The following is a 17,143-nucleotide window of genomic DNA, read 5'->3' as shown; positions in this document are numbered from 1 at the left end:
GAATGACGAAAAGTAATTACCCCGCTGCCAGTTCCGCCAGCAGGCCGGGCGTCAGCACTTGCGGCAGCTGGCGGGCGTGGCCCTGCCGGTCGTACCACATGTACAGCGGCACCCCCGCTGCGCCCTGTGCCGTCAGGTAGCGGGTGATCGCCGGATCGCGCCGGGTCCAGTCGCCGCGCAGCACGACGACACCGGCCTTGTCGAACGCGGCTTTCGTCTCGGTGCGTTCGATGGCGGCGGCTTCGTTGACCTTGCACGAAAGGCACCAGTCGGCGGTCATATAGACGAACACCGGCTTGTGCGCGGCTGTCGCCTTGGCGAGCGCGGCTTCGCTGAAGGGCTGCGCGGCGAGCAGCGAGGCTTCCGCTTCGGCAGGTGCTTTCGTCTGCGGCAGTGTCGCGACGGCCAGCGCCACCACGGCGAGCGCGATCAGGGTGTGCGACAGCGCGCTCTTGCCCCGGCGCTGGTTGCGCCCGGCAAGGCCGAGCAGCGCCAGCGTCAGCAGCGCCAGCACCGCGACGTAGCTGAGCAGCGCGCTGTTGCCCAGACGCCAGACCAGCCAGCCGAGCGCCAGCGCGGTCAGTGCCATCGGCACCGCCATCACCTTGCGGAAGGTCTCCATCCAGCCGCCGGGACGCGGCAGGCGTCGGCGCAGCGCGGGCACGAAAGCGAGCGCGAGGAACGGCAGCGCGATGCCAAGGCCGAGCGCGGCGAACAGCGCCATCGCAGCAGGCACCGGCAGCAGCAGCGCGGCGCCCATCGCGCTCGCCATGAACGGCCCGGTACAGGGCGTGGCGACGAAGGCGGCAAGCAGCCCGGTGGCGAAGGCCCCCTGCGGTGATCCGGCGCGGGCGAAGCCGGGGACGGCGAACTCGAACAGGCCGAGCAGGTTGGCGGTGATCGTGGCGGCGAGCAGGAACAGCAGCACGACGACCCACGGCTCCTGCAACTGGAACGCCCAGCCCACCTGTTGTCCCGCCGCGCGCAGGCCCAGCAGCACCGCGCCGAGGATCAGACAGGCGACGATCACGCCCGCCGAATAGGCAAGCCCCTCGATCCGCGCATGGTGCTCGCTCTCGCCCGCCCGCGCCAGGCTCAGCGCCTTCAGGCTGAGGATCGGGAAGACGCAGGGCATCACGTTCAGGATCAGCCCGCCCAGCAGCGCGGCGAGCAGCAGCCACGGCAGCGCGGGAATCGAGGCGGGCGAGGGCGATACGTCGGCGGTGTCGCCCGCCAGTGGCGTGCCTCCGCTCGGCACGGTGCCGGGTTTCGCGGTAAAGGCGATGCCGTTGCCGTCGCTGTCGAGCCGAAGCACACCGTCGAGGCTTGTCGGGCTGATGGGCGCGAATTTGGCGCGCGGGATCGTCACCGTCAGCATGTCGCCCTTGCGCGCGAAGTGCTGCGGCGCGGCATAGTCGACCACCTGATCGGCGGCCACGAAGACGTGCGGGTGGGCGAGCGGCGCCGACGCAGGCAGCGGGATCGCCAGATGCAGCGCCTGCGCGTCCAGCGCCATCGTCGCGGGCCGGTCGAGCGGGGCGGGCAGGCGCTGGATCCAGCCCTGCTCGATCGCGGAAGGGACGGGCGCGGGTGATCCGGCAGGGGCGATCGTCAGCGAGGCGGAGAGCGTGGCGCGTTCGGGCACGCAGATCGTCTCGGTACAGGCCAGCCACTGTGCCCGCACCTGAATGGCGCGAAGGCCGGGGGCGGTGTTCTTCGACGGGCGCACCGGCACCATCACCGCATAGGCGTGCTCGTAGACGTGGTTCATCAGCCCGCTGACCAGCAGCGTCTGCGGGACGGGATAGCGGGGCGCGCCGGTGATGACGTCCTTGGGCAGCGTCCAGTTCAGCGTCATGCCCTGACCCGCATCGCCGGGGTTGAGCCAGTAGCCGTGCCAGCCGGGCTGCGGTGTCATGTGGATCGCCAGCAGCCCCTCGCCGCCTGCCGGGACCGGCCCCGGCGCGACCAGTTCCGCGGTGATGTGCGTCGCAGCGCCTTCGGTCTGAGCAGAGGATACAGCAGGGATCAGCGCGCTCGCCGCGACGATCAGCAGGACATGACGCCAAAGTGTCATGAGGAACGGATAGCGGCGAGGGATCATCGGGCTCCGGGGGTGCGTATGGGCTTGCCATCGTGCAGACCCATGTCTCACACTGCCTAGTGCCCGCATCGCGCCGACATTTCAAGGAAACGCCGACCCTCATGCGCCCGCTTCGACCCGTTCTTATCGCCCCGGCTCTCCTCGCGCTGGCGACCGCACTGGCGGTGCCGACCGTCGCTCTCGCCGATGCCGCGCCTGCTTCGGCACCCGAGGCTCCGCCCGCAACGCCCCCGCGCCTGATCCTCGCGATCTCGATCGACCAGTTCTCCGCCGATCTCTTTGCGCAGTATCGTGAGCACTTCACCCACGGTTTTGCGCGGTTGCAGCAGGGCGCGGTATTCCCGCAAGGGTTCCAGTCGCACGCGGCGACCGAGACCTGCCCCGGTCATTCCACGCTGCTGACCGGCGTGCATCCGGCGCGCACCGGGATCGTTGCCAACGACTGGTTCGTGCCCGGCCTCGCCCGCGCGGATAAGGAAGTCTACTGCGTCGAGGACGAGACCAACCCGAAGAGCACGCCCGACGATCCGGTGGTGACGACGAAGCATCTCAAGGCGCCGACGCTGGGCGATCTGCTCAAGCGCAAGAACCCCAGGACGATCAACGCCGCCGTCTCTGCGAAGGACCGTGCGGCGGTGATGATGAGCGGGCATGACACCGATGCCGTCTACTGGTTCAAGGATCAGGGCTTCACCACCTTCGAGGACCGCAGGATTTCGAAAGCCGTTGTTGCCGAGAACGCGGCGATGGCGGCGCGCGTAAACGCAGGCGACGGCGATCTGGCCGCGCCGGACTGGTGCGGCACGCTGGACCGCGCGACGCAGATGGGCGGCTTCACCATCGGCACGTACAAGTTCCCGCTGAAGGCCGGGGACTGGAAGGCCTATGCCAACGGCCCGCGCATCGACGATGCCACCGGCGAAATGGCGCTGCGCATGGTCGACGAACTGGGCATGGGCAAGGATGCGGTGCCCGATGTGCTCTCGGTCAGCTTCTCGGCCACCGACAAGGTCGGCCATGCCTATGGCACCGAGGGTGTCGAGATGTGCATCCAGCTGGCGCGCCTCGATGCAACGCTGGGCCGTCTGTTCGACGCGCTCGATCAGCGCGGGATCGATTACGAGGTGGTGCTGAGTGCCGATCACGGCGGCTTCGATGCGCCCGAGCGGCTGGCGCAGCAGGGCTATCCCAGTGCGCAGCGCATCGATCCGGCGCTGACCGGCAAGGCGCTGGGGCAGGCGATTTCCGCCGAGACCGGGATCGCCGCGCCGTCCGGCCCGCTGCTGTTCGGTGGCGGTAGCTCCGGCGATATCTGGGTGGCGGCGGGGCTGACGCCCGACCAGCGCCACACGGTGATCGCGGCGCTGGTGAAGAAGCTCGCCGCTCACCCGCAGATCGCGGCGGTCTATACGGCGGACGAGCTGGCGAATATGCCGGTGCCGCAGGGCGCGCCGCAGGACTGGACGATGGAACAGCGCGTGCGTGCTTCGTTCGTCGCAGGCGTCTCGGGCGACGTGCTGATGATGACGAAGCGCGGCGTCGTGCCCGGCAAGCCGCGTCCCGGCGCGGTCGCGACGCATGGCAGCCCCTGGGATTACGACCGCCGCGTGCCGATGCTGTTCTGGCGTAAGGGCATGATCGGGTTCGAACAGCCCGATCCGGTGGAAACCGTTGATATCGCGCCGACCCTTGCCGCCACGGTGGGTCTGGTCGAGCCGAAGGGCACCTGGGACGGAAGGTGTCTCGACATTGCTGCGGGAGAGGCCGATAGCTGCGCGCGATGAGCGACTCTATCACGACTGACATCGCAGCGTCCGAGCGGCGCGACCTGATCATTCTGGGCGGCGGCCTCGTCGGCATGACGCTGGCGCTGGCGGCGGCCAAGGCGGGGATCACCAGCCATGTGATCGACCGCGCCGATCCGGCCGATCTGGTCGCGGAAGGCGCGGACGGGCGCGCTTCGGCGATCTCGACCGCCAGCTGGAACCTGTTCGCCAATATCGGTCTTGCCCAGAAGCTGGCGCCGCTGGGCTGCGCGATCGAGGCGATTGCCGTCACCGACGCGATGAAGCCGGGCCGCATCGATTTCCGGCCCGAACCGGGCGAGGGTACTCTGGGCCGCATGTTCGCCAACCGCGACTTGCGCATCGCGCTGTTCGAGGCCGCGCACGAGGAACCGGCCATCGCCTGGCACGTGAAGACCGAAGCGGTGCGTCGCGACCGTGGTCCGCATGGCGTCGAGGTGGAGCTGACCGACGGACGCGTGCTGAAGGGCTCGCTGCTGATCGCTGCCGAAGGCCGCCAGTCGCCCACCCGCGACGAGGCCGGATTCTCGATGGCGAAGTGGGATTACCACCACCGCGCGATGGTGACGGCGCTCTATCACGAAAAGCCGCACGAGGGCGTGGCCTGGGAAATCTTCTATCCCGCAGGCCCCTTCGCGCTGCTGCCGCTGCTCGACGATGAACAGGGCCGCCACCGCAGCGCGCTGGTCTGGACCGTCGCCGAAAAGGACGCAGCGGGCGCCATTGCGATGACCGATGCGATGTTCCTCAATGAAGTGGCCGAGAACATGCACGGCATCTACGGCGAGATTTCGCTGGCCGCCCCGCGCATGAGCTATCCCTTGCGCTTCCACCATGCGGTGAACGTGGTGGAGGACCGCCTTGCGGTGATCGGCGATGCCGCGCACGGCATGCACCCGATTGCAGGACAAGGCCTCAATCTGGGCCTGCGCGATGTGGGCGCGTTGGTGGAAGTGCTGACCGAGGGCATGCGTCTGGGCCTCGAACCCGGCGATGCGCAACTGCTCGCCCGCTACGAGAAGTGGCGCGCGCTCGATTCGGTCTCGGCCATGGCCGCCACCGATGGCCTCACCCGCCTGTTCGGCATCCCCGGCAAGACCGCCAGCGCGGTGCGTCGCCTCGGCATGGGCGCGGTCCAGCGCCTGCCGCTGCTCAAGACCTTCTTCATGGACGAGGCGCGCGGCATGTCGGGCAAGCTCCCGGCACTGCTGCAGGACTGAGGGGCGGAAAGCCTGCGTCTTGCAGGCCGCATCGACAAGGCGCATCCTGCCGGCATGATGAGATCATGGCAGCTTGCACTTTCGCCATTTGTCGCGGGCGTAGCCCTTGTTGGCACGACGTCTGCGCATGGTGCGTCGGCAGAGCAGGGGCAAGGAGCTGCCGCGTGCCTGCCGGTGGCGGATAGCGATGGATCGGCGATGGCCGAGCATGCGGCGCTGCGTGCAGCCTTGGGCGAGCCTATGCCGCAGTCCGGCACGATGGTCCTGCTCTATGGCAAGGGCGGGCATCTTGCGACCCGCGAGTACAGCATCGTCGTGGTACGCGGCGCGGACGGAATATGGCACGGCACTGGCGTCGGTCACAGCCAGATCTGGGTGCAGGACGCCCCGTACACGCCGCTTGAGCGGATGGAGTGGATACTCGATCCCGCCGATGGTCAGGCGCTGGATGCTGCCCTTGCCCATTCCTGTCCGCCGCCCGCTCCCGCCGCTCCGTCATCCGATCCCGGCCCACCGCCAAGAGGTTTCGGGTTCGAGAGAGTTGACGTTGTGATGCCGGGGCGCCCGACGCTGACATTCTCTTCGAGCGCGGGAGACGGCGCGATCGCAAATCTGATCCGCCCGCCGGAATAGGATCGTAAAAGCGCGATCCGTCGTTCAGTTCGCGGCCTGATCCACGTCAGGCTCGCCTGCATCGCCGAGATCGTCGTTCGCGGGCGCTGCCGGAGCCGTGGCCTGCGGCGGCGTTGCGGCGGGGGCCAGCGGGCTCGGCTGGTCGACCTGTCGGCCTTCGGAATCGTGCAGGCGGTTGGGTTCGAGCATCGCGGTCGTTTCCAGCAGGTCGAGCGCGCGCTGGACGGCGGCATAGCGCCGGGCGTCGCGGACCCAGACCTGCGCGGCCTCGGCGCCCGGCAGGCGCTGCACTTCATCGATGGCGTCCTTCACGCGGTGCGAGATCAGCATCAGCCGCGCGCGCTCCAGCCGGGCGTCGGGCGCGACCAGCGTGCTGTCGTCGCGGCGGATCACGAACAGGCCGTTCACCTCGCGCCGGAAGCGCGTCCACAGGTTGTCGTCGGGCGAAGTACCCGAAAGCTGCGGGCGCAGCGCTTCGAGGCGCGCGCTCAACTGGTCGAGCGTGACCGGGCTTTTCGAGAAGTTGATGATCGTCTGCACCGAATTGGGCTGGGCGTCGGCAAAGCGCAGGCGCAGCTGGTCGGTGACATAGTTGAGCGGCTGGCCCTGATCGATCATGCGGCGCGCGGCGAACGCGATCAGCAGGCCCTCGGCCCGCGCCGCATTGCCCGAGGCCGCGTTCGACTGGCTGTCGATCCGCGAGATGCGATCCTCGATCAGCGCCAGGCGCCCCTCGATCGTGCCGATTTGCGCCATCTGCTGCGGATCGGTCAGCGGGTGGAGGGCTGCACTGTCATCGGCGGGTGCCGTGCCGTAGTCCGTGGTCGCCAGCGGCGCCTCGGTATCGTTCTGCACCGTTTCCGTCGGGCTCTCGGTCGCGTCTCCTGTGGGCAGGAAACGGTTGAACAGGCCGTGCGACATGGCGAGGCCGACCAGCAGGCCGCCCAGCACGATCCCGACCAGCGCGGCCACGACCAAACCCATGCCGGAGCGCGGCGGGCGGGGGGCGGCGGAGTGTGAACGGCGGAATCGTCGGGCATCAGGGCCTTTTTTGTGTCTGGAAATGCGAGCCGGAGGCGATGTCTTGGCACATCCGAACCGCCAACGCCAGCAGTGCTGCATCGCTCGGCTCGCAAGCGGATTCGAGCCTTGCCCAGCCGGTTCCGAGGTGTGGGCGCAGGCGTTGGCGCAGGCGGGGGCCGATCAGCGCGAGCGAGAGGCGCGCGCGGTCCACCGAAAGGGCATCGCAGACCTCGCAGAATCGCGCTGCGGCTTCACCCGAATGGAGCAGCACGACAAGCGGACGGGCAAGGATTTCTGCGAGGTCGGCAGGCGGAGGGAGCGGCTCGGCGGCGTAGACCTCGCAGGTCTCGATCCGGATCGCGGCAGGTACGTCCAGTACGACCCGCTCACGCCCGGCAAGGCGTAGCAGGCGGGTATGGTTGGGCGCCACATCGCCCAGCACGCCCTGAAGTCCGCCGCTGCCGATACCCGCGATGGCGAGCCCTGCCGCGCGCGCCGCCTCGGCTGTCGCCTCGCCCACGACATAGGCCGGGCGGCCCCGCCAGCTCTGCGGCAGTGCTCCTGCATGGCGCAGCGCATTGGCACTGCCAAGCAGCAGCGCGTCCCACGTTGCCGGATCGGGCGGCGTCCAGTCCAGCTCGCGCACCGCGAACAGCGGGCGGGCGAGCGCGTCGAGTCCCAGCGTCTGCGCCCGTGCCAGTGTCGCCGTGGCGCCGGGCTCGGGCCGCAGGATCAGGACGCGCGACGTCACGGCCTGTCAGCCAAGGCCCGAGAAATGCGCGGTAATCGCGGGCGCGGCGCGGCCAAGCAGCTCGGCGGCCAAGCGCATCGGTGCGTCGAGGTCGCCGGGGGCAAAGCGGGCCTCGCCGTCCACGCGCTCGGCACCATCGGGGCTGAACAGCGCGGCGCGCATGACCAGATCGCTGCCGTCCGCCTCGCAGAGTACCGCGATCGGGCTGTGGCACGAGCCGCCAAGGCCGGTGAGCAGCGCGCGCTCGGCCATCACCTGCGCGCGGCTGGGCGCGTGGTCGATCAGGCGCAGGAAATCGCGGGTGCGCGCATCCTCGGCGCGGCATTCGATCAGGATCGCAGCCTGCGCGGGCGCGGGGAGCCATTCGTCTGCAGCGAGCGCATGGCCGGTGCCGGTTTCGCCCAGCCGGATCAGGCCGGCGGCGGCAAGGAAGGTCGCGTCGGCCTCTCCGGCGGCCAGCTTGGCGAGGCGCGTCGCGACATTGCCGCGAAATGTCACGACCTTGCAGTCAGGCCGGGCGTGGAGCAGCTGCGCGGCGCGGCGCGGGGCGCTGGTGCCGACGACCGCGCCTTGCGGCAGCGCGCGGATGCTCTCGGCGCCGACCAGCACGTCGCGCACATCGGCGCGTTCGAGCACGGCACCGATAGCGAAGGCCTCGGGGCGGATCGTCTCGACATCCTTGCCCGAATGGACCGCAAAGTCGATTTCGCCGCTCGCCAGCTGGGCATCCAGCTCTTTCGTCCACAGCGCTTTTCCGCCGATTTCGGCCAGAGCGCGGTCCTGGATGCGATCGCCGCTGGCGGTAACCGCCACGATCTCTATATGCGCGGGATCGATTCCATGAGCACGGGCCAGGCGCTCGCGCGCTTCTTCGGCCTGCGCAAGGGCCAGCGGGGAGCGGCGGGTGCCGAGACGGTAGGTGTGGGATTGCAGTGTCATCGGCGACTTGTGCTAGCCGTCAATGTGTTGGAGTGGAAGGCTCGTTCGTAAGTTGGATCGCGCGATGAAGACAGTTCTTGGCCTCGAAAGCTCGTGCGACGAGACGGCCGCCGCGATCGTGACCGATGGCCGGGTGATCCTTGCCCAGCGTATCGCGTCGCAGGACGAGGCGCATCGCCCGTTCGGCGGGGTGGTGCCCGAAATCGCCGCGCGCGCCCATGCCGAGCGCCTTGCGCCGCTGGTCGAGGCGGTGTTGGCCGATGCGGGCATGACGCTGGACGAGGTGGATGCCATCGCCGCCACCGCAGGCCCCGGCCTGATCGGCGGGGTGATGGTGGGCCTTGTCACCGGCAAGGCACTGGCGATGGCCAGCGGCAAGCCGCTGATCGCGATCAACCATCTGGAAGGGCACGCTCTTTCGCCGCGCCTTGCGGACGAGACGCTGGCCTATCCCTATCTCCTGCTGCTGGTCTCGGGTGGGCACTGCCAGATCCTGTTGGTCGAGGGTGTCGGCAAGTTCCGCCGCCTTGCCACCACCATCGACGATGCGCTGGGCGAGGCGTTCGACAAGTCCGCCAAGGTGCTGGGCCTCGGCTATCCGGGCGGCCCGGCGCTGGAGCGTCTTGCCGCCGAGGGCGATCCCAAGGCGGTGCCGCTGCCGCGCCCGCTCTATGGCTCGTCCGAACCGCATTTCTCGTTCGCGGGGCTGAAAAGCGCGGTCCTGCGCGCGCGCCAGTCGGGCGAACATGCCGATGCCGATATCGCCGCCGCGTTTCAGAAGGCCGCGATCGACTGCCTGATCGACCGGACCCGCCGCGCGCTCGACAGCGTGCTGGCCGAGGGTATCGCGCTCAACGGGCTGGTCGTGGCGGGCGGTGTCGCCGCGAACAAATCCGTGCGCGGGGCGCTGGAGGCGCTTGCGGCCTCGCGCGACCTCGCCTTCGTGGCGCCGCCGCTCTCGCTGTGTACCGACAATGCCGCGATGATCGCCTGGGCAGGTGTCGAGCGCCTCGCGCTGGGCCAGTCCGATCCGCTGGACGTCGCCGCAAGGCCGCGCTGGCCGCTGGACCCTGATGCGGCGCCGGTGCGCGGTGCGGGGGTGAAGGCATGACGGGCGCCGCGACCATCGGCGTGCTGGGCGCGGGGGCCTGGGGCACCGCGCTGGCGCAAGTGCTGGCAAGTGACGGCACGCCCGTCCGCCTCTGGGCGCGCGAGCAGGACCTGGCCGAGGCGATCAACGCCGACCACCGTAACCCGGTATATCTGCCCGGTGCCGTGCTGTCGGACGCCATCACCGCGACCAGTTCGCTGGAGGAGATGTCCGCGCTCGACACGCTGCTGGCGGTCGTGCCGTCGCAGTTCCTCGGCGGCGTGCTGGCGCAAATGGCCGATACGCCGCGCGATCTGGTGCTCTGCGCCAAGGGGATCGAGGCGGGCAGCGGGCGGCTGATGGCGGATGTGGCCGCGCAGGCGCTGCCGCAGGCGCGCATCGCCGTGCTGTCCGGGCCGACCTTCGCACATGAAGTGGCAGGAGGCCTGCCGACGGCGGTGACGCTGGCCTGTTCGGGCGGTGAGGAGCAGTGGCACCGACTGGCGCCGCAAGTCGCGCGCGCCGCCTTCCGACCCTATTTCTCCGATGATGTGACCGGCGCCGAGATCGGCGGGGCGGTCAAGAACGTGCTCGCCATCGCCTGCGGCGTGGTCGAGGGGCTGGCACTTGGCCAGAATGCCCGCGCCGCCCTGATCGCGCGCGGCTATGCCGAGATGCTGCGCTTCGGCCTTGCGCGCGGCGCACAGGCCGAGACGCTTTCGGGGCTGTGCGGCCTTGGCGATCTGGTGCTGACCTGCTCGTCCACCTCCAGCCGCAACTTCTCGCTCGGCCTTGCACTGGGGCAGGGCGCGAGCGCGGCCGAGGCGCTGGCAGGCAAGTCGAGCGTTGCCGAAGGCGCGGCGACCGCCCCGGTGCTGGCCGGGATCGCCGAGGCCGAAGGGATCGACATGCCGATCGTCACGGCGGTCAACCGCCTGCTTCAGGGCGAGGCTCCGGCGCGCGAGGTCGTCTCCGGCCTGCTGGCCCGGCCCCTGCGCGCCGAGCGGGAGCACCTCGCTTGAACGATATTCCGGCTCGCGACGCCCAAAGTCGCGAACAGCGTGATGGCGACGATATCGCGGCGCTCGCCAAGGGTGGCCGCACCAATTTCGTGGGCTTCTTCCTGCGCCTGATCGCGCGCATCCCGTTCCTGTTCATCGCCGGTCGCGCTGCCGTCTACGGACCCGACGCGCTGGGCCGTTTCGCCTCGTCGCTGGTGGTGATGGAACTCGCCTCGATGCTGTGCACGATGGGCGAAAAGCGGGGCCTTGCGCAGCGTCTGTCCGATACCGAGGGCAAGGTGCATCCCGCCAACGTGGTGATGGATGGCGCGTGGCTGGCGTTGCTGTCGAGCACGGCGGTGGCGATATTCCTCTATCTCGTGCCCGCGCCGATGTTTCCGGGCGGGGACTATACCGAGGCCGACCGGCTGATCGTGCTGGCGATCCCGCCGCTGACGCTGACCGAGATCTGGCTGGCCGCCGCCGCCTATCGCCTGCAGGTGGCGCCTACCGTCTGGGCGCGCTCGCTGGTGGAGCCGTGGACGATCTCGATCGTCGCAGGCGCGATGATCTTCATCGCCCCTGCCAGCGGCCTGTCGATCGCCTATACCGCTTCGATTTTCGCAGCGGCGGTGACGGCTTTCGTGCCGTTCCTGCGCATCTACGGCTTGCCGCGCGGCTGGCGTCCGCACCCGGTGTCGATGGCGCGCCTCGCGTGGAACTCGCTGCCGATCGCGCTGGCGGACGGGATCGAATGGGGCACGCGCCGCCTCGACCTGATGCTGCTGGGCTTCCTTGCGCCGCCCTCGGCCGTGGGTGTCTACTACGCCGCGCAGCAGGTCGCGAGCCTGCCGCAGAAGCTCAAGACCAGCTTCGAGCCGGTGCTCGGCCCGGTGATCACCCGCAAGCTGAAGGAGCGCGACTACGCGGCCATCGCGCGGCAGATCTGTCAGGTCGGCTTCTGGATCACCGCCGCGCAGGCGGGCATCGCGCTGGCGCTGGGCATTCCGGGCGCAGGCGTGATGGGGCTTGTCGGGCGCGAGTTCGTGGGGGGCACCGGAGCGCTGGCGTTCCTGCTCGCCGCCGAAGTGGTCGCCTCGCCCGCGGTGGTAAGCGAGGGCGCGCTGATCTACCTCGCGCGCGTGCGTAACATGAACGTTTCCATCGGGACGGTCGTGGTGCAGGCGGTGCTGACCTATGGCGGCATCCGTCTGATGCAGCATCTGGGGTACAACCCGCTCTATCAGGCTGCTGCCGCCGCGATCGCGCTGATGCTGGCGCTGGGGCTGACCTCGCTGGTCAAGGCGCGGATGCTGTCGGGCATTCTGGGCGAGCGGATCAGCAACTTCCGCTGGCCGCTGGTCTGGGCGGCGGTTCCGGCGATCGTGATCGGCTATCTGGCCAAGCGCTTCCTGCCCGAATGGGCGGAGCTGGCCTTCGGGATTCCGGCCATTCTGGGCAGTTACCTGCTGGTGATCTGGAAGAAGGCGTTCGGCCCGGAAGATCGCATGCTGTTCGCCAAGCGTCCGGTCGAAGAAGGCGAGCCGGGCGAACTGGCGACGGCGCTCGGCGTCGGCCCGAATCAGGGCTCTCAGCCTATGCCGATCTTGTCACGAGAAGGCTGACAGCCGCGTCGCGCTCGCCTAGGCTCTTTCGCATGAATGCCCGCCGCCTTGCCCTTGTCGCTGTCGGAGCCGCTCTCAGCCTCGCGCTGGCCTTGATGGCGACGCGCTGGGAGGGGCCGGTATTCGTCGCGGGCCTTGCGGCAAAGGCCGCTGCGGTGCGCGACGAGGCGGGCGGCAAGGGCATCGCGATCTCGTTTCGCGATCGCTACGGCGTGCTGACCCGGCACCCGACGCTTTCGGGTGGCAAGGGCCTCAGCCCCGATGTGCGCCGTCTGGTGGCGGAGCGCATCGCCGATGTGCCGGGGATCGGCGGCGTCAGCTGGGCGAACGACCCTGACGGCTCGCCGCAGTCGCTCCACTGTCAGGACGATGTCGAGGCGATCCTGCGCACCCGCTCGATCCGGTTCTCGCAGAACAGCGCGCATCTCGATCCCGCCAGCAACCGCCCGCTCGACGAGGTGGCCAAGGCGCTTCACCCGTGCGTTGGCAGCATCATCGCCGTGACGGGACATACCAATGCCACCGGCAACGAGGCGGCGAACATAGAGCTGTCCCGCGCGCGGGCCGAGGCGGTGCGCTGGTCGCTGATCGGGCGCGGCATTCCTGCCGATGGCCTGCGCGCGACGGGCATGGGCGCGGCGAGACCTTTGCCGGGGCTCGATCCGCTCGATCCCGCCAACCGCCGCATCGAGTTCTCGGTGATCGCCAGCGCGCCGGTGAAGCCGACGCCGATCGACACGCCGGGGCCGGGATGATGGCGGATCTGTTGAACGAACCGATTATGCAAACGAAAGGGCCCGTCGATGCCGATGTGGCTTGAAATGGGAGTCTCGGTGCTGCTGACTTATGCGGTCGGCTTCGGCATCGGTTGGCTCGTCTGGAACCGGAAGGGATAGAACTACGTGCTGGAGATGATTCAGGCGAACTGGCTGGTATTCGCCGCCGCGCTGGTGATCGGCCTGCTGATCGCCTGGTGGCTGTTCGGCCGCGCGACCAAGCCCAAGGCGCGGCACCACCGCCCCGATGTGCTCGACGAGGGCGCAGCGCCCGCACAGCGCAATCAGGCGCTGATAGACAGTCCGCCCGCCGCGCGGTTCGACGCGCCCGTCCATGTCGATCCTCCGGCGATGGCCGGGACGATGGCGGGCATTGGCGAGATCATCGCGGTCGCCGCGCAGGACGAGATCGACGCCGCAGAACCGCCGGTCGTGCCCGATGGCGAGGTGGAGAAGAACGCCGCGCCTTTAACGCCTTCAACGCCCATCGCTCCGGATTCGGCGGCCACCGCAGAGGGCGATGACCTGCGCCGGATCAAGGGCCTCGGCCCCAAGCTGGTCGCGCTGCTGCACGGGCTCGGGGTGACACGCTATGCGCAGATCGCCGCGTGGAGCGATGCCGATCTCGACGATCTCGACACGAAGCTGGGCGCCTTCGCCGGTCGCCCGCGTCGCGACAGCTGGGTGGAGCAGGCCAGGCTGCTCTCCGGCGGGGACACCGGCGCTTACGAGGCGAAGTTCGGCAAGCTCTGATACCAAAGCTCGATGAGCTTGTCTCATCGGGCTTTGGTTAAGCCCGTGTGGCGCTTGAACATTGCCAAGGCGTGATGCGTCAGCATCTCGGCGCCTTGGTATGAGAAGTCTTTCGCAGACAAACGAAAGGGCAGGAAACCGTAGTGGTTTCCTGCCCTTTCTCGTTTCAGCCAGTCGGAAAGCGCTTACTGCGCCTGCTGCTGGTAGCTGGCCATGATGTCCTTGCGCAGCATCGCGCCGCTGGAGGCGCGGGCGTAGAACATGTGGCCGCCGGGGTACATGTGCAGCTTGACCCGGTCCGCTACGCCGAAGCTGGGCATCTGCGCGAGGATCAGGCGCGAGGTCATGTAAGGGCACGACAGATCGTCCCAGCCGTGAACGATGTTCACCGTCATCTTCGGATCGATGGCGATCGCCTTGCGCAGGTCCGAGACCGGGCTGTCCGAATTGTCGCGGTCCCACTCGCGGTTCACCTCGAACGAGAGTGCCTCGTATGGTGCATCGATCTTCCAGCCGACCTGCCGGGTCACGAAGTCGACCATGGCCGACGTCGTCGGCGCGATCAGCGTGGTGAGCAGCGGGTCTTCGTACTGCGCATCGGCGCTGGCGGGGAAGGGGTCGTACTGAGTGTAGTTCGAATCGTAGACCGAGCCGATCAGCCCCTGATCGCGGCGGATTTCGCGAAGATACGTGCCGATATCTACGCGTCCGTTCATCCGGCGCACAAACGTGGGATCGAGGCCCGTCAGTTCGGCCACCTTGGCCGAAAGGCGGTCTGTCGCCTCCTTGTCGCGCGGGCCGGCCAGAAAGTCCTGCACGTACTGGGTACGGACGTACTGCTCGACAGGGGCCATAGTCGCCTCGTCAAGCGTCTTGCCCTCGCGCTCGAAATGACCGGCTGCCATGGCAGGCAGGTTGATCATCCAGGGCAGCGGCGAGAGCGCGTCGTCCTCGCCGATGGCGGGCGGGTCAAGATAGGGCGAAACCATCGTGATGCCCGAAATGCCCACGCCCATCTTGGTCTGCAGGTAATAGGCCAGACGGGGCACGCGGTAACCGCCATAGCTTTCGCCGACGAGATACTTGCGGTCGGTCAGGCGCTCGTTCTTGACGAGCCAGTCATAGACCACGCGGCTGAGGTAATGAATGTCGGCGTCCGAGGAGAAGAAGTCCTTCTTGGTCTTGTCGTCATCCTCACGCGTGCGTGAGAAGCCTGTGCCGATGGGATCGATGAACACCAGGTCGGTGAAATCGAGCCAGGAATTGGCATTGTCGTGCAGCACGGCGGGATCGGACGGGGAATCCCCCTCCGCGCCGAAGCGCACGGTCTTGGGGCCGATGGCGCCAAGGTTGAGGTAGACCGAGGCCGCGCCGGGGCCGCCGTTGAAGGCGAACGTTACCGGACGATGTACGCCGGTCATCGTATAGGCGGTGAACACCACCTCGCCGATCAGCTTGCCATCCTTGCCCTTGACGGGGATGGTGCCGACGGTCGCCGTATAGTTGACGGACTTGCCGCCGATCACTGCGGTCTGCTTGATTGATTTGTCAGCGGGGAGCGGGGCGAGATTGGTCTCGTCGCCGGCTGCCTTCTGATCTTCGGCCTTGGTCGGGGAGGGGGCCGGCTTGTCGGCCGCAATGGCCACACCGGACAGGGACGCGAGCAGTACGGCTGCGTACCCCATGATGAGCATTCGCATTGGTTCGAGCACCTTGCCTGAAAGGCCGGCGCGGGGAGAGAGGAGAGAGTGCGCCGGAATGGCGTGCACTGTATACGGGATATGTTGTAACACAAGTAGCCCCGCGCCGGTTCCGAAGACGCGGGGCTATTTTCATGGTTATCAGCGTGTTAGGGCATCATCGAGCCGGTATCGATGAAGCGCTGGTGCCACGAGAGCGCCTCGTTCGGCAGCATCGGGCTATATCCGCCGAACGAGCCCTTGAGCGCGCGCTGGTGATAGTCGTTCAGCATCGGGCGATAGGCGGGATGGGCACAGGTGCCGATCACCTTCTCGGCGCGCTGGCGCGGGGTCAGGCCGCGCAGGTCGGCGAGACCCTGCTCGGTGACGATCACCTGCACGTCCTGCACGATATGGTCGACATGGGCGACCTGCGGGACGATCGAGCTGATCGCGCCGCCTTTCGCGGTGGACGGGCTCATGAAGATCGAGACATAGCCGTTGCGCGCGAAATCGCCCGAGCCGCCGATGCCGTTCTGCATCTTCGATCCCATGATCCGGGTGGAGTTCACCGCGCCGTGAATGTCGGCCTCGATCATGCCGTTCATGGCGATACAGCCGAGGCGGCGCACAACTTCGGGGTTGTTCGAGATATCCTGCTGGCGAAGGATCATCTTGTCGCGATAGCGCGCCATGTCGGCATTCACGCGCGCGGCGCCATCGGGGCTGAGCGAGAACGCGGTGGCGCTGGCCATGCGCAGGCGGCCCGAATCGAGCAGGTCGACCATGCCGTCCTGGATCACTTCGGTGAAGGCCATCATGTCGTGGAACGGCCCGTCGACGAGGCCGGTCAGCACCGCGTTGGCGATATTGCCCACGCCCGACTGGATCGGCAGCAGCGAGGCTGGCAGGCGGCCCACCTTCACTTCATGCGCCAGGAAGTCCAGCAGATGCCCGGCGATCGCCAGCGCATTGTCGTCGGCAGGCGAGAACGGCGCATTGCGGTCGGGCGCATCGGTCTCGACGATGGCGACGATCTTGGCCGGATCGACGCGCATGTAGGGCTGGCCGATGCGCTGGTCGGCGCGCACCAGCGGGATCGGCACGCGGAACGGCGGCAGCGCCATGCCGTAGTAGACATCGTGCATGCCTTCCAGATCGGCGCTCTGCCAGGAATTGACCTCAAGGATCACCTTGTCGGCCAGTTCCAGCCAGGCCTTGTTGTTGCCCACCGAGGACGAGGGGATCAGGCTGCCGTTCTCGGTGATGCCGACGACTTCGATCACCGCCACGTCGATCTTGCCGAGCGCACCCTGCCAGGCAACCGGGGCGGCCTGCGAGAGGTGCATGTCGAGGTAGTCGATCGTGCCTTCGTTGATCTTGGTGCGGGCGATCGGGTCGGTATTGAACGGCAGGCGCTGGCCGATGCCGTCGACCTTGGCGAGCACGCCGTCGAGTTCGGGGCCGGTCGAGGCGCCGGTCCAGACGTTGACCTTGAACGGACGGCCCGCGTTATGCTCGGCCTCGATCCGGCTGGCGAGTGCGGTGGGCAGCACTTTGGGATAGCCCGAGCCGGTGAACCCGCTCATGCCCAGCGTCATGCCATGGTGAATGAAACCCGCCGCGTCCTCGGCCGACATGACCTTGGCGCGCAGCGCTTCGTTGTGGATCCTCATGGAACCTCTCCTGTATGTCCTGTGGGCGCATGCCTTGCCCTTCGCGCCGCGTAAAGACAGCGCAAAGG

14 protein-coding genes are annotated in these 17,143 nt (G+C 68.2%); 8 read left to right on the top strand and 6 right to left on the bottom strand.

Annotation, left to right across the window (positions count from 1 at the left end):
* Window positions 1–16: 16 nt before the first annotated feature.
* Complete coding sequence (locus tag CI805_RS00490; RefSeq protein WP_260924998.1) at window positions 17–2,077, bottom strand: protein-disulfide reductase DsbD family protein; 2,061 nt, start codon at window positions 2,075–2,077, stop codon at window positions 17–19.
* Between the two features lie 128 nt (window positions 2,078–2,205).
* Here CI805_RS00490 and CI805_RS00485 point away from each other — a divergent pair, with 128 nt between their 5' ends.
* Genes CI805_RS00485 through CI805_RS00475 form a run of 3 tightly spaced genes read left to right on the top strand, consistent with a single transcriptional unit; the run spans window position 2,206 to window position 5,762 of the window.
* A complete protein-coding gene (locus tag CI805_RS00485; protein WP_260924996.1) occupies window positions 2,206–3,888 on the top strand; it encodes an alkaline phosphatase family protein in 1,683 nt (560 codons plus the stop codon).
* A complete protein-coding gene (locus tag CI805_RS00480) occupies window positions 3,885–5,129 on the top strand; it encodes an FAD-dependent monooxygenase (RefSeq protein WP_260924994.1) in 1,245 nt (414 codons plus the stop codon). The genes CI805_RS00485 and CI805_RS00480 overlap by 4 nt, the downstream gene beginning before the upstream one ends.
* Before the next feature lie 54 nt (window positions 5,130–5,183).
* A complete protein-coding gene (locus CI805_RS00475; RefSeq protein WP_260924991.1) occupies window positions 5,184–5,762 on the top strand; it encodes a hypothetical protein in 579 nt (192 codons plus the stop codon).
* A gap of 24 nt (window positions 5,763–5,786) precedes the next feature.
* Here CI805_RS00475 and CI805_RS00470 read toward each other — a convergent pair whose 3' ends face one another.
* The 3 genes from CI805_RS00470 to hemC are packed head-to-tail and all read right to left on the bottom strand — an operon-like array spanning window position 5,787 to window position 8,475.
* Entirely contained in the window at window positions 5,787–6,746 is a 960-nt protein-coding gene (locus CI805_RS00470; RefSeq protein ID WP_260924989.1) for an MICOS complex subunit MIC60, read from the bottom strand.
* A gap of 55 nt (window positions 6,747–6,801) precedes the next feature.
* On the bottom strand, window positions 6,802–7,536 hold the full coding sequence (locus CI805_RS00465) for a uroporphyrinogen-III synthase (RefSeq protein WP_260924987.1): 735 nt from the start codon (window positions 7,534–7,536) through the stop codon (window positions 6,802–6,804).
* Between the two features lie 6 nt (window positions 7,537–7,542).
* A complete protein-coding gene (gene hemC, locus CI805_RS00460) occupies window positions 7,543–8,475 on the bottom strand; it encodes a hydroxymethylbilane synthase (RefSeq protein WP_260924986.1) in 933 nt (310 codons plus the stop codon).
* A gap of 64 nt (window positions 8,476–8,539) precedes the next feature.
* Between hemC and tsaD the strand changes: the two genes are divergently transcribed.
* The 5 genes from tsaD (at window position 8,540) to CI805_RS00435 (ending at window position 13,720) form a co-directional block, all read left to right on the top strand.
* On the top strand, window positions 8,540–9,586 hold the full coding sequence (tsaD, locus tag CI805_RS00455; RefSeq protein WP_260924983.1) for a tRNA (adenosine(37)-N6)-threonylcarbamoyltransferase complex transferase subunit TsaD: 1,047 nt from the start codon (window positions 8,540–8,542) through the stop codon (window positions 9,584–9,586).
* A complete protein-coding gene (locus CI805_RS00450) occupies window positions 9,583–10,587 on the top strand; it encodes an NAD(P)H-dependent glycerol-3-phosphate dehydrogenase (protein ID WP_260924981.1) in 1,005 nt (334 codons plus the stop codon). Before tsaD ends, CI805_RS00450 begins: the two co-directional genes overlap by 4 nt.
* Window positions 10,584–12,191: a lipopolysaccharide biosynthesis protein gene (locus CI805_RS00445; RefSeq protein ID WP_260924979.1), complete on the top strand. Its 1,608-nt coding sequence runs from the start codon at window positions 10,584–10,586 to the stop codon at window positions 12,189–12,191. The genes CI805_RS00450 and CI805_RS00445 overlap by 4 nt, the downstream gene beginning before the upstream one ends.
* A gap of 32 nt (window positions 12,192–12,223) precedes the next feature.
* Complete coding sequence (locus CI805_RS00440) at window positions 12,224–12,946, top strand: OmpA family protein (RefSeq protein ID WP_260924977.1); 723 nt, start codon at window positions 12,224–12,226, stop codon at window positions 12,944–12,946.
* A 156-nt stretch (window positions 12,947–13,102) separates the two neighbouring features.
* A complete protein-coding gene (locus CI805_RS00435) occupies window positions 13,103–13,720 on the top strand; it encodes a hypothetical protein (RefSeq protein WP_260928008.1) in 618 nt (205 codons plus the stop codon).
* A 185-nt stretch (window positions 13,721–13,905) separates the two neighbouring features.
* Here the strand turns inward: CI805_RS00435 and CI805_RS00430 are convergent, their stop codons facing one another.
* Both CI805_RS00430 and CI805_RS00425 read right to left on the bottom strand, forming a co-directional pair.
* Complete coding sequence (locus CI805_RS00430; protein WP_409934911.1) at window positions 13,906–15,405, bottom strand: S10 family peptidase; 1,500 nt, start codon at window positions 15,403–15,405, stop codon at window positions 13,906–13,908.
* 164 nt (window positions 15,406–15,569) lie between these two features.
* Window positions 15,570–17,075: an acetyl-CoA hydrolase/transferase family protein gene (locus CI805_RS00425; protein WP_260924973.1), complete on the bottom strand. Its 1,506-nt coding sequence runs from the start codon at window positions 17,073–17,075 to the stop codon at window positions 15,570–15,572.
* Window positions 17,076–17,143: the final 68 nt, after the last annotated feature.

The sequence above is a fragment of the Novosphingobium sp. 9 genome, from assembly GCF_025340265.1.
Classification (GTDB): domain Bacteria; phylum Pseudomonadota; class Alphaproteobacteria; order Sphingomonadales; family Sphingomonadaceae; genus Novosphingobium.
This window is presented reverse-complemented; position numbering and strand designations above follow the sequence as displayed.

What these genes read in the sequence shown, in the direction of transcription:
- CI805_RS00440 (WP_260924977.1), top strand. Translation starts at nt 12,224, where the DNA reads ATGAATGCCCGCCGCCTTGCCCTTGTCGCTGTCGGAGCCGCTCTCAGC.
- tsaD (WP_260924983.1), top strand. Translation starts at nt 8,540, where the DNA reads ATGAAGACAGTTCTTGGCCTCGAAAGCTCGTGCGACGAGACGGCCGCC.
- CI805_RS00475 (WP_260924991.1), top strand. Translation starts at nt 5,184, where the DNA reads ATGATGAGATCATGGCAGCTTGCACTTTCGCCATTTGTCGCGGGCGTA.
- hemC (WP_260924986.1), bottom strand. Translation starts at nt 8,475, where the DNA reads ATGACACTGCAATCCCACACCTACCGTCTCGGCACCCGCCGCTCCCCG.
- CI805_RS00470 (WP_260924989.1), bottom strand. Translation starts at nt 6,746, where the DNA reads ATGGGTTTGGTCGTGGCCGCGCTGGTCGGGATCGTGCTGGGCGGCCTG.
- CI805_RS00435 (WP_260928008.1), top strand. Translation starts at nt 13,103, where the DNA reads ATGATTCAGGCGAACTGGCTGGTATTCGCCGCCGCGCTGGTGATCGGC.
- CI805_RS00485 (WP_260924996.1), top strand. Translation starts at nt 2,206, where the DNA reads ATGCGCCCGCTTCGACCCGTTCTTATCGCCCCGGCTCTCCTCGCGCTG.
- CI805_RS00480 (WP_260924994.1), top strand. Translation starts at nt 3,885, where the DNA reads ATGAGCGACTCTATCACGACTGACATCGCAGCGTCCGAGCGGCGCGAC.
- CI805_RS00490 (WP_260924998.1), bottom strand. Translation starts at nt 2,077, where the DNA reads ATGACACTTTGGCGTCATGTCCTGCTGATCGTCGCGGCGAGCGCGCTG.
- CI805_RS00450 (WP_260924981.1), top strand. Translation starts at nt 9,583, where the DNA reads ATGACGGGCGCCGCGACCATCGGCGTGCTGGGCGCGGGGGCCTGGGGC.
- CI805_RS00430 (WP_409934911.1), bottom strand. Translation starts at nt 15,405, where the DNA reads ATGGGGTACGCAGCCGTACTGCTCGCGTCCCTGTCCGGTGTGGCCATT.
- CI805_RS00425 (WP_260924973.1), bottom strand. Translation starts at nt 17,075, where the DNA reads ATGAGGATCCACAACGAAGCGCTGCGCGCCAAGGTCATGTCGGCCGAG.